Consider the following 13,932-nt stretch of genomic DNA (forward strand, 5'->3'; position numbering starts at 1 on the left):
CGAACCTGCACGAGGTGCATAAGTGGAATTTAGGCTTTTTGAAAAAGGGCGAGCTGGAGGCTAAATTTAACGAGCTGAGCGATGAAATTTCGCGCACGCTTAAATTTATGGAGGCGTGCGGACTGAGCGCCGCAAATTCCCCGAGCCTTGCCGAGACGGTGCTTTACACCTCGCACGAGGCGCTGCTGCTGCACTACGAGGAGTGTCTGACGCGCATCGACAGCACCAGCGGCGATTGGTACGACTGCTCGGCGCACATGCTTTGGATCGGCGAGCGCACGCGCGGCGCGGACGATGCGCACGTGCATTTTTTAAGCGGTATCAAAAACCCTCTCGGCGTCAAGATCGGCCCAAGCGGCACCGCGGATGAAATTTTGCGCCTTTGCGACAAGCTCAATCCGCAAAACGAAGCAGGCAGGCTAAATGTCATCATCCGCATGGGCGCGGATAAGATTGGCGCGCGGTTGCCGCAAATTTTACGCGAGCTAAAGCGCGAGGACAGGGTGATCCTATACAGCATCGATCCGATGCACGGCAACACCGTCAAGGCCGCAAACGGCTACAAAACGCGCGAATTTTCTAAAATTTTAAGCGAGGTTCAGAGCTTTTTTGAGATCCACGCTGCAGAGGGCACGCACGCGGGCGGCATCCACCTTGAGATGACCGGTCAAAACGTCACCGAGTGCACGGGAGGCTCGTTTAACGTGACGCAAGAGACGCTAAAGCAGCGCTACGAAACGCAGTGCGATCCGCGCCTAAACGCAGATCAGGCGCTAGAGCTTGCGTTTTTGCTCGCCGATAATCTAAAAAAGGCGGAGTAGTTCGCCTCTCGTTGCGCGAGAATTTGGTTACGGCTTGGAATTTTAATCGTAGTTTTAGGCGTTTTAATGCAAGCCGGCGCTACGACCGCGCTTTGCGCTTGAAACGCTTGAAATTTAATCGTAGCTTGGCGCGAGCGATTTAAATTTACGCTGCTCTAAATGCGGCGGCTTCGGGCGCAGTCTTAAGCGGTCAAAATATATACAATTGAAATTTATACGGGAAAAATTCCAAGCCCTATTGCAATGCACCGTAGGTCAAAATATAGATAATTGAAACTTATGGCTCGCGCGAAAACGTAAGCCGCGTAAGCCCGCCGTTAAAATACGTGCAATTGAAAATTTTTCGGCGTCGCACCGTGATAAAATTTCTTTTTGCAGGGGCTTTAAAAACTTCTTGGCGGCTAAATTTATCATCGCGGGCTTAAAATTTTAAATCCGCCCTGCATGGAATTTTAAAATTTGAGCCGCCGTGAAATTTTAAAATTTAGCGCTAAATTTATGGCTCGCAGAATTTCATCTTTAAAATTTCGTCGTGTAAATTTTGATCGCTCGCTACTGCGCGCGCCGCTTATCTGTGTGTGCTCAAGCTAAGCAGTAAATGTAGCGACATAAACTCGCCTCCATTTTTTCGCACATAGCAATAGAGAACGCCGCGCTATTTGCGGCGTTCGGCATAGATACGGCGCAGAAGCCCTTGCTTGAGACGGGTGCGATGAACGCGCGCTGCCGCAGTGATGTATGTTCGGTCGGCCCATGAACTTTCGCTTAATCCTTGATGATACGTGCGTCGGACGAAAGTGGCTTTGCGTCTACTTTAAATTTTAGAGCGCGATTTCGCAGCAAATTTTAAACCGAAAATCTATCTTTCTACTTCTAAAATTCAGGTTGAAATTCTTTGAGTTGCGCCGTCGCGTATCGTGACGCTATAAAATTCCATACCTCAAATTTAAATCAAAATTCTGCGGCGCAATGAAATTTCAAAATTCTGCCGCGCAAAATTTACGCAAGGTTTTTGCTTGCGCGATCGCGCGATAAAATTCCTAGGGCGCGAGACCCGGGCGAGATTTAAAATTTGAAAATCCCGCGCTCGAGAAAAAACGATAAAAATTTTATCGTTTTTTAAAATTTTAGGCTCGCTTTTTGGATTTTTTTAGCACCAGTGCGACTACGGCGATTGCGACGTTTGCGTCGTGCGTGATGCTAAGGCTTGCGGATTTGATATGAAATTTTTTACAGATTTTTTTACGTATTTTTAGGTGCGGCGCGCCCAGGGCGTCTTTGTAAATTTTAGCGTCTTTAAAGCTAAATTCCGCGCCGATGCCGGTACCTAGCGCCTTGCTAAGCGCCTCTTTGGCGGCATAGATGCCCGCGATACTTTCATCGCGCAGCGCGGAGGAACGTTCAGATTTTTTCAAAATGCGCTTTAAAAATTTCGCGCCGTATTTTGCGCGCAGCGCCACGATCCTGCGCACCGCGGTTATGTCCGTGCCGATCTTTATCACGGTCTGGCGCCTCGCGGCTTAAATTTAATCACGATTGCAGGCTCTCTTTAATCTCGATATCGATGATCTTATCGCCCTGCCTGATCGCGTCTAAAACCGCTAGGCTAGGCTGATCCACGATTTGCCCGAAGACCGTATGCACGCCGTCTAGGTGCGGCTGCGCGCTGTGGCAGACGAAAAACTGGCTTCCGCCCGTATCGCGTCCCGCATGCGCCATCGAAAGTGCGCCGCGCACGTGCTTGTGCTTTTGGCGGTCGCATTCGCACTTTATGCGCCAGCCCGGGCCCCCCGTGCCGGTGCCGCGCGGGCAGCCGCCTTGAATTACGAAATTTGGAATTACGCGGTGAAAATTTAGCCCCTTGTAAAACCCGCTGCGCGCGAGGTTAGCGAAATTCGTAACCGCCTGCGGGGCTTCGCCTGCGAAAAGCTCCAACTTCATATCGCCCTTTTCGGTTTTTATCACGGCGTATTTATCGCGCGCCAAAGCCGCTGCGTCGATGTCGTAAATTTTTAAGCTTTCCATTTTTTCTCCTATGCGATGTTGGTGTAAACTGCCTGCACGTCGTCATCATCCTCTAGCCGCTCTAGCAGCGCGTCTATGTCGCCCAGCTGCTCCTCGCTAAATTCGTGCTTTTCGTTAGCGACGAATTTTAAGCTTGCGCTGATGATCTCAAGCCCTATCTTTTCGATACCTTCGTTTAGAGTGCCGAAGCTTTCATATTCGCCGTAGATTAGAAGCGTCTTTTCGAGCTCGCCCTTATCGTTTTCAAACTCGTTGATCTCAAGCTCGCTAAGACCGAAGTCGATGAGCTCAAGCTCCAGCTCCTCGATGTCGCGGCTCGGCAGCTTAGTCTCAAAAACGGCCTTGTGCGAAAACATAAATTTCAAACTGCCGCTCGGCAAAAACTCGCCCTTGGCTTTGTTTAAAATCGACTTAACGTTTGCGACGGTGCGGGTCGGGTTGTCGGTGGCGCATTCGATTATTAAAAGCGCGCCGTGTGGCGCCTTGCCGTCGTAAAAGATCGTTTTGATATCGGCGCTATCCTTGCCGCTAGCGCGCTTAATAGCCGCGTCGATGTTGTCTTTGGGCATATTTTGCGCCTTTGCCGTGGCGATCGCGGCGCGCAGCTTGGAGTTCATCAGCGGATCTTCGCCGCCCTCTTTCGCAGCCATCGTTATGGCCTTGCCCAGTTTTGGGAAAAGTTTGCTCATCTTCCCCCATCTAGCTTCTTTTGAAGCGCGTCTGTATTCAAAAGCTCGTCCCATAAAATTCCTTAAAACTTAAATTTAAAAACGGGTGATTATAACGAAAAACCCTTAAATTTCAGGAGCGGGCGTTGAAATAAAATTTATTAAAAAGTAGTATAAGTTTTGAAATTTTAATCCAAAGGAGAGACCCATGGCTTTGAAACAAAGCGTAAAATTTAAGGCGCAAAATATCCACTGCGAAAACTGCGCGAGGACGATCAAAAACGCGTTAAAAGAGGATTTCGGCGAGATCGAGGTGGACGTAGCAAGCGGAGTGGTGAGTTTAAGCTTAGATCCGCGCGACGAGGCTAAATTTAAAGAGGAGATGGACGATTTGGGCTTTAGCGTCGTAGAAAAGCTGTCCTGCGCGAACTAACGGATGCCAAGCAAAATCACTCTAAATATCGTCGGGATGAGCTGCGTAAACTGCTCCAATGCGATCGAGCGGGTAAGTCGCAAGATCGAGGGGGTGCAGGAGGCGCACGTAAATTTCGCCAACGGCAGCGGCGAGTTCGTACTTGCTGATCCGGCGCTTGAGGAGACGCTAAAAGCTAAGATCAAAAAACTGGGCTACGACATCGCCGTGGATTACGAGGATTTGGAGCGCAAAAAGCGGCGCAACCTTAAAGCGGCGCTATTTAGGCTTATTCTCGCTCTCATTTTAGCCGCGGCGGTAATGGCGGTGGAGATGAGCGGGTTTTTAAGCTTCGTCCCAAAGGCGCTACTTTGCGCGGCGATGGCGTGCGTGAGCCTATTTTACTGCGGCAAAAACTTCTTTTATCACGCTTACGGCTCTCTGAAAAACAGAAGCTTTGATATGAACGTGCTCGTGGCGATGGGAAGCTTTTTTGCGTTTGCTTATTCGCTAACGGCCGCGGCGTGGGTCTATACGCACGGCGCACAGAACGAATTTACCAATCTTTATTTCTCATCCGCATCGATGATAATCGCCTTTATTTCGCTCGGCAAATACCTCGAAGAGCGCAGTAAGATGAAGGCGAACGATTACATCAAGGGGCTAATCGATTTAAGCCCTAAAACCGCGCTTTTGATCAAAGACGACGGCACGATAGCCGAAGTGCGCGCAGAAGCGCTAAAGCCGGGTGATAAGGTGCTCGTAAAAAACGGCTCGCGCATCCCCTGCGACGGGCTTATCGTGGAAGGCGGCGCGCAGATCGACGCTTCGCTCATCAGCGGCGAGAGCTTGGCGGTTTATAAAAGCGTAGGCGATGAGGTAAACGCAGGCTGCGTCAGCACCGACGGCGTCATCTACGTGAAGGTGACGAAATTTTCGCACCAAACGCTGCTTGCCGAGATTAAAAATTTGCTGAACGAGGCGGGCAACAAAAAGATGCCGATCGCGCGCTTTGCGGATAAAATTTCAAATATCTTCGTGCCCGCGGTGATTTTGATCGCGCTTATTAGCTTTATAGCGTGGATGGCGCTTGACGGGCGGCTTTCATACGCTGCATCCGCCGCTATCTGCGTGCTTATCATCTCCTGCCCGTGCGCGCTAGGTCTTGCGACGCCGATTGCGATTGTTTGCGCGATTTCGAACGCCGCAAAGGCTGGAATTTTAATAAAAAATCCCGAAATTTTAGAAATTTTAAAGGACGCGGACGTCGCGGTTTTCGATAAAACCGGCACGCTTAGCAAGGGCGAAATTTCGGTAAGCGTCAGCGATCTGAGCGCCCAGGATCTCTATGCTCTAGCAAGCGCGCAAAAGCTGAGCGAGCATCCGATCTCAAAGGCGATCGTAAAATTTGCCGAGCTGAAATTCGGCGAAATTTCTAAGCTTAACGGCGAGTTCGAAAGTATCGCGGGAAAAGGTATCGTCGCGAAAAATCCCACCGGCGAAATTCTTTGCGGCAGCGCGGGCTTTCTGCGCGAGCGCGGCGTGGACGTGGGCGTCGAAGTAGAAGCGGAGGAGCTTTTGGACAAGGGTTTCGGCGTAGTTTACTGCGCGATAGGCGGCTCGTACACGGGCTTCATCGCATTTAGCGACGAGATCAGAGCCGAAGCGCGGGACGTCGTGCAGACGCTGCAAAACAGAGGCGTAAAAACCGTTATGCTAACGGGTGATAACGCCAAAACGGCAAATTTCGTCGCTCGCAACCTCGGCATCGACGAGGTAAGAAGCGGAGTGCTTCCAAGCGGTAAATATGAGTTCATCAAATCCCTGACGGACGAAGGCAAGCGAGTGCTTTTCGTGGGCGACGGCGTCAATGACGCACCAAGCTTAAAAGCCGCTAGTATCGGTGTCGCGATGAACGGCGGCAGCGACGTAGCCAAGGGCGCGGGCGACGCGATCTTTATAAAAAACGACCTTGCAAGCGTGCTATATCTATTTCGCCTATCGGAAGCTGCCATGCGGACGATCAAGCAAAACCTCTTCTGGGCGCTGTTTTACAACGCCGTGTGTATCCCGATCGCAGCAGGCGCGCTATATCCAGCGCTTGGCGTGCTTTTAAAGCCGATGTACGGCGCTGCAGCGATGTGCTTTAGCTCCGTGACGGTCGTGTTAAACTCCATCAGATTGAAATTCGCTAAATTTTAACGCGACGGAATTTGCGCTAGGCGCGGAATTTTGTGCGGCGAAATTTTAATTTACTCCGCAAGAGCGCGCAAAATTTTATCCTGCGGCTAATCGCGCGCGGAATTCCGCTAGATTTGTACGGCTTGCAAAATTTTATTTTACCGCTAGGGTGCGCGTAAATTTTAAAATTTTAACGTCGCTGTCTGCTTGTGCCGTTATATAACGCCGCCCATCGCTGTGCTTCTGCCTAGCCGTCGTTTAACGCCGTCACGCCGCTGCACCGCAAAATTTTAAAAATTCCGCAAAATTTTATAAGGCTGAAAGGAATTCCATAAAATTCTACCGTCCGCACTAAGTTTTAATAAATAAATTTAAAGGTAAAATAACGCTTCAAATGCAATTCGAGGTAGCGATGCGAAAAATTCTAATGGGTTCGTTTGTTTTTTGCGGCACGCTTTTTGGCGCTTCTTGCGAGCAGATACTAAGCGATCCGCGCGGCTTTTTTAGCAAAGAGCCTGCGGACGAAGAGTTGCTGCAAAGCGATTTTGGCTGTAAAGGCTCGCTAGCTGGCGCAGAATTTTTGCAAAATTTAAAAAGCGCAGCTTCTGAGATTAGAGACGAAAATATCGATTGTGTCGGTAACGAAGCCTTGCTGAACGAAAAAAGGCTTGAGCGAACCTTGGCATTTGCGGGGATGGATAGCGAGGGCTTTTTAAGCTATGCCAAAGAGAAAAACTATGCGCAAATTAGCGAAAAATCGCTTGAAGCCTTAGAATTTTACTCCGAGCGCAAGATTGGAAATTTCATCGCTTATGGCAATTTTATGGGCGAGGTCCCGGCAGCCAGGGAGGCGCTAAGAGATTATTTCGCCGCTAAATTCAACAAAAACGACGCCGATGAGCTGGCAAGCGCCGTGATAGCGGAATTTATCGCATACGCTGCAAGGGATCGCAAGGCAGGGGATTACGGTGAGCTTGAGCTGGCGCTAAAAGGCGGAGTAGGTGCAGATGAGTTTCGTACGCTACTTTTTAGCAAGGATTTTGCGATTTACGAGCTTGATAATGCCCTGGATCTAGCACTTTTGCTAGGATATGACGAGCGCTTTAGCGGCGCTTTGATCGAGCGAGGCGCGCAGGTAAATGCGGGCGAGGAAAACTCGCTATTTTACGCGATGAATAACGTTCAAAGCGCTAAATTTATGATCTCTAAAGGCGCCTTGGTTGGCTATAAAAACTCGCTTGGGCAAACTCCGATATTTTTCGCCGCCGCGGCAAAAAATTATGAGCTCGTAAAGTTGCTAATCTACTCGCACGCTAGCGTAAATGTCCGCCAGATCGGCAGCGCCGAGGCCCAGGCTCTAGCATCGCTAGGCGAGCGTAGCGACGGCTGTGAGCGTTCGGGCGCGGGTAAGACACTGCTGATGTTTGCGGCGCAAAAAAGTACCAAGCAGATCGTTGAATTGCTCGTAAAATCGGGCGCAAACGAAAAGGCGGCCGACGAGGCGGGGCTAAATGCGCTAGACTACGCGCTTGCGGGTGGTGAAGCGGCTACGCAGAGCTATTTGCGCTCGCTTGGATTAAGTCCTACGCAAGTAAGCGATGATTTTACGAGCGATCCGCAAGATGCACCTGAGCGTGAGAATTAGCGGGCTTGATTTAAAGAGTCGCTCGCCGCTTCGTCGTCGTTTTGGGTTTGCGGCGTTTTGGGTTTGCAAAAGCCTTATGAGCTTTAAATTTAATGTTTTGCCGTTTTGTAAATTCTATAAATTTAGCGGATTTTTCGAGCGAGAGTTGGCAGAATTTAACGCTTTAAAATTTTATCGCTTTGCTTGCGCAGGTTGCATGCACTGAAATTTTATAAACGCGCAGGCAGGCTTGAAAAACGGCGATATTTGTGCGTTTATGCGCGATAAAATTTTTGCCGAGGAATTTTAGTTTGTGATCAAGAGCGGGATTTCGTCAAATTTTGCGAGAGAAATTTATCGCTTTTGCGACAAAGTAAGCGTTGCAGCATTGCGGAATTTTACCTTGATTTGAAGCTTTTGCTATGTTAAGTAAAATTTTAAATGCGCTTATAAAACGCTTTTGATTACGCCGCGCGCGGTATTTTGCACCGGAGAGATTTTACTGCGCGACAAGTTGCTTAAAAATGTGTTCGCAAAATTGCAAACGCAGTAAAATAGTAGAGCTTGCTATGCGATTAAGGCGCTCAATAATCGCCGTAAAAGAAAGCACGCGAATTATGAATAATTGCTGCAATGCGCGCATAATTTTAAAATTTAGCCCCCGATCGGAGGTTAAATTTTAAAATTTTATCAATCATCAAGGATTAAAATGTTAAAAAATTTGCTTATCTTTACGGCGATTTTTTTGCCCGCGCTGGCGCTTGCGGACGTGGAGCCCGCTGTGCGAAACAGCGAGCTTTACGGCGTGCTGACGCTTATCCCGCCGGTTGCGGCGATCGTGCTTGCTTTCATCACTAAAGACGTGATTTTGTCGCTATTTTTAGGCGTGCTAAGCGGGACTTTTCTCGTCGGTATGGTAGATCACAGCATTGCGGCTTCGGCGCTTTTCGCTTTTACCGATCTATGCTCGCGCATGGTAAAATCGATGGCTGATACGTGGAATGCGGGCATTTTGCTTCAGGTTATGTGTATCGGCGGGCTCATCGCTCTGGTTACCAAAAGCGGCGGCACGAAGGCGCTTGCGCTCTGGCTTAGCAAACACGCAGACACTCCCGTTTTAGGTCAAATTTATACTTGGCTGATGGGTATCGTGATATTTTTTGATGATTACGCAAACGCGCTGATCGTGGGCCCCATCATGCGACCGCTTATGGATAAATTTAAAATTTCGCGCGCGAAATTTGCCTTCATCATCGACGCGACCGCAGCGCCGATCACCGGCATCGCGGTGATCTCTACGTGGGTTGGAGTTGAAATTTCGGCGATCAAGGAGGCCTACTCACAGATCGGCGTAGAAAACATAAACGCCTTCACCGTCTTCGTTGAGACGATCCCGTATAGATTTTATAATATTTTTATGATCTTTTTCGTAGTTGCCACCGCCGTGATGAGCAGGGAGTTTGGCTCGATGTATCGCGCAGAGATCGCATCTCGCGGCGGTAAGAGCGGAGCCGCGGATTTTAAGATCAAAAATTTAGAGGATCAAATTTTCGTACCCAAAGAGGGCGTCGCGCTTCGCAAGCTAAACGCGATAATCCCGCTAGGAGCGATGATCGTCCTCTCGGTCATCGGGTTTTATTTTAACGGCTACAGCTCGCTGGAGGGCGAGGCTTTGGAGGCGGTCAAGGCAGCCCCTCTTAGCTTTACATCGATCCGCACCGCATTTAGCGCGGCGGATGCCTCGGTAGTGCTGTTTCAATCCGCGCTGTTTTCATCGATCATCGCCGTCGTTTTAGGCATCGCGCAAAAAATTTACGGCGTCAAAGAGGCGATCGAGGTCTGGGTTGGCGGCTGGAAAAGCATGCTAAACACCGTCATAATCCTGCTTTTTGCGTGGTCGCTTAGCTCGGTTATCAAGGAGCTTGGCACTTCGCGTTACTTGGTCGAGCTTCTAAGCGACACTACGCCGCGCTTTGCTCTTGCGATCGTGATCTTCGTGCTTAGCTCATTTATCTCATTTTCAACGGGCACAAGCTTCGGTACTATGGGCATCGTCACCCCTCTGGCCGTGCCGTTAGCGCACGCCGTGGGGCAAAAATATGGACTTAGCGGCGAGGAATTTCATGTTTTCATGTGCGTAAATATCAGCGCGGTGCTTACGGGGGCGATCTTCGGCGATCACTGCTCGCCGATTTCGGATACGACGATCCTCTCTTCGATGGGCGCGGGCTGCGATCACATCGAGCACGTAAGCACGCAGATGACCTATGCGCTGGTCGTTTGCGGCATCAGTATCGTTTGCGGCTACCTACCTGCGGGCTTTGGGCTTAGCGTGTGGGGATGTCTGATCTTGGGTATCGCGGCTATCATTCTTTTACTGCGCGTAGTGGGTAAAAGAGTGGATGTATGAATTGCGAAAGCTTCGGTAGCTGCGGCAGCTGTACGCTCGGCGAGCCCTATGAGGATCAAATTTCATACAAAAAGCAGCTGATCGGCAATAAGTTCAAAGAATTTTTTGACGGCGAGTTTGAGTTTTTTGCCTCGCAGCCGCAAAATTACCGCATCAGGGCGGAATTTGGCATCTGGCACGATATTTGGCATAGCGCATTTGATCTTGCCTACACGATGAGCGGCGCACGTAGCAAGAAAATTTTAATTAACGAATGCCCCAAAGTGGCGCTTCCTATCGCAAATTTAATGCCGCGGCTGCTAGAGGCGCTTAGACGGAGCGAAGCTTTAAAAGAGAAGCTCTTCGGCGTCGAGTTTATCTCGTGCGCCAGCGGGATTTTGACGACGCTGCTTTATCACAAGCGCCTGGGCAAGCGCGAGCAGGAGGCGATTTGCGAACTAGCGGACAAGCTTGGTATCACGATCATGGCTCGCGCGCGCGGACAGAAGCTGCTAAGCGGCGAGCTAAGCCTCACGGACGAGCTTTGCGTGGACGGGCGAGTTTATAAATTTCGCTTCGGCGAAAACGCCTTCATCCAGCCCAACCGCGGCGTGAACGAAAAGATGATCGCCTGGGCGAGAAGCTGCGTGGACTTCGGCAAAGAGGGCACGAGCGAGGTGTGCGCCGCGCAGAATTTCGCCGCAAAGAATTTTACTGAAAAAAAATTTGCCTCGCAAAATTCCGCTGCGCAAAATTACGGCTGCGAGCAGTCCGCCACGCAGAATTCTACGGATCGAAATTTCGTTTCCGAAAATTCCGCCGAATTTGACGCCGCTTGCCGAAATTCCGTTAAAGCAAATTTCGCTTCTGCAAAATTTAACGGCGAAAATTCCGTGAAATTTAACTGTGCGTCCAAAGGCAAGAGCTCTACGGATAAAAATTCCACTCGCAAGGATTTGGACGCGCAAAATTCCGCCTCTCAAAATTTCATCGAACAGAATTTGACCGCGCAAAATTTAGATTGCGAAAAGCATTGCGTGCAAGATTCAGCCTGCGAAAAACTCATCGCGCAAAATTCTAGCTGCGAGCAGTCCGCCCCGCAAAATTCTAGCTGCGAGCAGTCCGCCCCGCAAAATTCAAGCTGCGAAAAACATGCCGTGCGCCCAGAAAGCTCCGCCGCGCGCGATCTGCTGGAGCTGTACTGCGGGCACGGCAACTTTACTATCCCGCTTACGGATAAATTTAACCGCGTGCTGGCGAGCGAAATTTCAAAAAGCTCGATCGCCAATGCCCGCATAAACTGCGAGCTCAACGGCATTTGCAACGCGCAATTCGTCCGCCTTAGTGCAGATGAGCTGATGAGTGCGTTTGCGCGGCAGCGCAAGTTTGAGCGGCTAAAAGGGATCGATATTTTCGGCTACGATTTTTCGCACGTCTTGATCGATCCGCCGCGAGCGGGGCTAGAGCCTAGCGTGATTGATTTCATAAAAAATTTTCAAAATTTGATCTACATATCCTGTAACCCGCAGACGCTTTTTGAAAATTTACGCTCGCTTTGTGCTACGCACGAGGTGCGCAGGTTTGCGATCTTCGATCAGTTCGCGCATACGAGCCATATCGAATGCGGCGTACTGCTGCGGCGCAGGAACTAGGCGCGAGCCTAGACCGAAGCTGCGGATTTAGGCTGCGTGCGGGATAAAATTTCGCCTAAAATATGTATAATAACAAAATTTAAAATTACGAAAGGAAGTAGATGGTTGATCTAAATAAAATCATCCAAGCAAAGCGCACGATAAACGATTTCGTCTATAAAACGCCCTTTGCTCTGGCGCCGAAGCTCAGCAAGCTTTACGGTGCGGAAGTGTATCTCAAAAGCGAGAACTTGCAGCGCACCGGCGCATATAAGATTCGCGGCGCTTACAATAAAATCGCGCATCTTACGGATGAGGAGCGGGCCCATGGAGTAATAGCTGCAAGCGCGGGCAACCACGCCCAAGGCGTAGCGATGAGCGCGCAAAAATTCGGCGTGCATGCCGTGATCGTAATGCCTGAGGCCACGCCGCTACTTAAGGTAAGCGGTACGAAGGCCCTGGGCGCGGAGATCATTTTGCAGGGCGATAATTTCGACGAGGCGTACGCGTTTGCACTGGAATATGCCAAAGAGCATAATCTGACATTCGTGCATCCCTTCAACGACGAGTTCGTCCAAGCGGGTCAGGGCACGATCGCGCTTGAGATGATCGAAGAGGTTGCAGATCTTGAATACATCGTCGTTCCGGTTGGTGGCGGCGGGCTTGCCACGGGGGTTTGCAGCTGCGCCAAGCAGATCAATCCGGACATCAAAATCATCGCCGTAGCCGCCAAGGGCGCGCCCGCGATGCACGATAGCTTCGTCGCGAAAAAGCCGCTAAATTCCAAATCGGTCCGCACCATCGCCGACGGCATCGCCGTGCGAGACACTAGCGAGATCACGCTTAGCACGATCATCGAGTGCGTCGATGAGTTCGTGCAGGTCGATGACGAGGAGATTGCAAGCGCGATACTCTATCTACTAGAGCAGCAAAAAATCATCGTCGAGGGCGCGGGCGCGGCGGGAGTAGCAGCGCTGATGAACGCGAAATTCCAATTCCCCGCGGGCGCAAAGATCGGTATCATCCTAAGCGGCGGCAACATCGACGTGCAGATGCTAAACATCATCATCGAAAAGGGCCTCATAAAATCGCACCGCAAGATGACGATCAACGTTACGCTCGTCGATAAACCGGGCGCGCTCACGGGGCTTACCGAAATCTTGCGCCGCGCCAATGCAAACATCGTCAAGATCGACTACGACCGCTTCTCGACCAACATCGAGTACGGCGACGCGCAGATTACGATCACGCTTGAGACCAAAGGCAAGGCTCATCAAGAGGACATCGCCTGGGCACTCAAAAACGCAGGGTATGATTTTAGGGAGATTTTGTAAAATTTCGCCGGAGTTTGTAAAATTTATTTTCGCTCGTGAATTTGCCTGAAATTGCCAAATTTACTCGTTCGCATCCTGATCGCGGCTTGCAGCGGGTAAATTTTAATTTGCCTCCATTTTATATCCGCCGTGCCAAAACACTTTACGGCTCGCGGTTTTAAATTTTACGTAGAATTTAAAATTCCAAATATGCGGCGCAAGCCGTTAAATAAAAATGCTCGAGCCGTAAGGCTCGCCCATTGAGCGTGCCAGGGGTTAGGGGAGCGCCTCGCAAAACGAGCGTAGCGACGCAAGGCTTAGCCTGCGGCGTTTCTTGCGAGCGCAGCGAAGCAGAGTAAGTAGCGCCCCTTCCCCCTTAAGAGAAACTTCGTGGTGGACTAATCCTCCTGCGATGCTAGCGGCGCAGGCTATGCCTAAGTTTAATTCTAATGAAACAAACAGGCATAAAATTTCGAGAATTGCAATTCAAATCTTATTAAAATTTAACGCGGACGCAGTCTGCAACACCGCTAGCGTCGCGCGGGTGGGGGTTAGTAAGGGGGCGCCCCGCTAACTCTGAGCGCCGCCCCCTTACTGGTCATGTATGGCACACAACGTAAATATGCATAAATTTTTGGAATTTAACTGATAAATTTACAACTTAAATTTAAAGCGTCGCTTTACCTTATAAAATTCCGTTTAAATTTTAGCCCGCGATATGTTTCTCTTGGGGCGGGAAGGAGGCTCCAATTGCGAGGTCGCTCCCCTTCCCGCCCCAAACCCCACCCATCCCCCTACGACGCTTTATAAGGGGCGAGCTACGCTCGAGCTAAATTTTAATAGGGGTTGAATTACGGCATGCGAAATT

General features: G+C 50.1%; 11 protein-coding genes and 1 pseudogene. 9 read left to right on the plus strand and 3 right to left on the minus strand.

What is annotated here, in order from left to right:
• Nucleotides 1-821 (plus strand): 3-deoxy-7-phosphoheptulonate synthase (locus tag Q0238_RS08460; RefSeq protein WP_297945044.1); only part of this gene is annotated, 821 nt, incomplete at its 5' end.
• Nucleotides 822-1,948: 1,127 nt separating this feature from the next.
• On the opposite strand, the gene acpS is transcribed toward Q0238_RS08460, so the two are convergent.
• The 3 genes from acpS to Q0238_RS08475 are packed head-to-tail and all read right to left on the minus strand — an operon-like array spanning nt 1,949 to nt 3,589.
• Entirely contained in the window at nt 1,949-2,323 is a 375-nt protein-coding gene (gene acpS / locus Q0238_RS08465) for a holo-ACP synthase (RefSeq protein WP_297945047.1), read from the minus strand.
• 28 nt (nt 2,324-2,351) lie between these two features.
• Nucleotides 2,352-2,846, minus strand: coding sequence for a peptidylprolyl isomerase (locus Q0238_RS08470; protein WP_297945050.1), 495 nt, complete (start codon nt 2,844-2,846; stop codon nt 2,352-2,354).
• 8 nt (nt 2,847-2,854) lie between these two features.
• Nucleotides 2,855-3,589, minus strand: coding sequence for a YebC/PmpR family DNA-binding transcriptional regulator (locus tag Q0238_RS08475; RefSeq protein WP_177388917.1), 735 nt, complete (start codon nt 3,587-3,589; stop codon nt 2,855-2,857).
• A 133-nt stretch (nt 3,590-3,722) separates the two neighbouring features.
• Here Q0238_RS08475 and Q0238_RS08480 point away from each other — a divergent pair, with 133 nt between their 5' ends.
• The 8 genes and pseudogenes from Q0238_RS08480 (at nt 3,723) to ilvA (ending at nt 13,085) form a co-directional block, all read left to right on the plus strand.
• Nucleotides 3,723-3,947 (plus strand): heavy-metal-associated domain-containing protein, encoded by a 225-nt coding sequence (locus tag Q0238_RS08480; protein WP_297945053.1) that lies wholly within the window; start codon nt 3,723-3,725, stop codon nt 3,945-3,947.
• 3 nt (nt 3,948-3,950) lie between these two features.
• Nucleotides 3,951-6,128 (plus strand): cation-translocating P-type ATPase, encoded by a 2,178-nt coding sequence (locus Q0238_RS08485; protein WP_297945056.1) that lies wholly within the window; start codon nt 3,951-3,953, stop codon nt 6,126-6,128.
• Nucleotides 6,129-6,501: 373 nt separating this feature from the next.
• Nucleotides 6,502-7,752, plus strand: coding sequence for an ankyrin repeat domain-containing protein (locus tag Q0238_RS08490; protein ID WP_297945059.1), 1,251 nt, complete (start codon nt 6,502-6,504; stop codon nt 7,750-7,752).
• On the plus strand, nt 7,730-7,957 hold the full coding sequence (locus tag Q0238_RS08495; RefSeq protein ID WP_297945062.1) for a hypothetical protein: 228 nt from the start codon (nt 7,730-7,732) through the stop codon (nt 7,955-7,957). The genes Q0238_RS08490 and Q0238_RS08495 overlap by 23 nt, the downstream gene beginning before the upstream one ends.
• A 483-nt stretch (nt 7,958-8,440) precedes the next feature.
• Nucleotides 8,441-10,141: a Na+/H+ antiporter NhaC family protein gene (locus Q0238_RS08500; RefSeq protein WP_297945065.1), complete on the plus strand. Its 1,701-nt coding sequence runs from the start codon at nt 8,441-8,443 to the stop codon at nt 10,139-10,141.
• Nucleotides 10,138-10,626, plus strand: a pseudogene (locus tag Q0238_RS08505) (tRNA (uridine(54)-C5)-methyltransferase TrmA); the annotation flags it as partial. The gene Q0238_RS08500 and the pseudogene Q0238_RS08505, both read left to right, overlap by 4 nt.
• On the plus strand, nt 10,606-11,772 hold the full coding sequence (locus tag Q0238_RS08510; RefSeq protein WP_363317134.1) for a hypothetical protein: 1,167 nt from the start codon (nt 10,606-10,608) through the stop codon (nt 11,770-11,772). The pseudogene Q0238_RS08505 and the gene Q0238_RS08510, both read left to right, overlap by 21 nt.
• A gap of 101 nt (nt 11,773-11,873) precedes the next feature.
• A complete protein-coding gene (ilvA, locus tag Q0238_RS08515) occupies nt 11,874-13,085 on the plus strand; it encodes a threonine ammonia-lyase (protein ID WP_297880353.1) in 1,212 nt (403 codons plus the stop codon).
• Nucleotides 13,086-13,932: the final 847 nt, after the last annotated feature.

Source organism: uncultured Campylobacter sp., assembly GCF_938045775.1.
Taxonomy (GTDB): domain Bacteria; phylum Campylobacterota; class Campylobacteria; order Campylobacterales; family Campylobacteraceae; genus Campylobacter_B.

Coding starts and splice junctions, on each gene's coding strand:
- Q0238_RS08470 (WP_297945050.1), bottom strand. CDS start 2,846: ATGGAAAGCTTAAAAATTTACGACATCGACGCAGCGGCTTTGGCGCGC.
- Q0238_RS08475 (WP_177388917.1), bottom strand. CDS start 3,589: ATGGGACGAGCTTTTGAATACAGACGCGCTTCAAAAGAAGCTAGATGG.
- Q0238_RS08480 (WP_297945053.1), top strand. CDS start 3,723: ATGGCTTTGAAACAAAGCGTAAAATTTAAGGCGCAAAATATCCACTGC.
- Q0238_RS08485 (WP_297945056.1), top strand. CDS start 3,951: ATGCCAAGCAAAATCACTCTAAATATCGTCGGGATGAGCTGCGTAAAC.
- Q0238_RS08490 (WP_297945059.1), top strand. CDS start 6,502: ATGCAATTCGAGGTAGCGATGCGAAAAATTCTAATGGGTTCGTTTGTT.
- Q0238_RS08495 (WP_297945062.1), top strand. CDS start 7,730: ATGCACCTGAGCGTGAGAATTAGCGGGCTTGATTTAAAGAGTCGCTCG.
- Q0238_RS08500 (WP_297945065.1), top strand. CDS start 8,441: ATGTTAAAAAATTTGCTTATCTTTACGGCGATTTTTTTGCCCGCGCTG.
- Q0238_RS08510 (WP_363317134.1), top strand. CDS start 10,606: ATGGCTCGCGCGCGCGGACAGAAGCTGCTAAGCGGCGAGCTAAGCCTC.
- ilvA (WP_297880353.1), top strand. CDS start 11,874: ATGGTTGATCTAAATAAAATCATCCAAGCAAAGCGCACGATAAACGAT.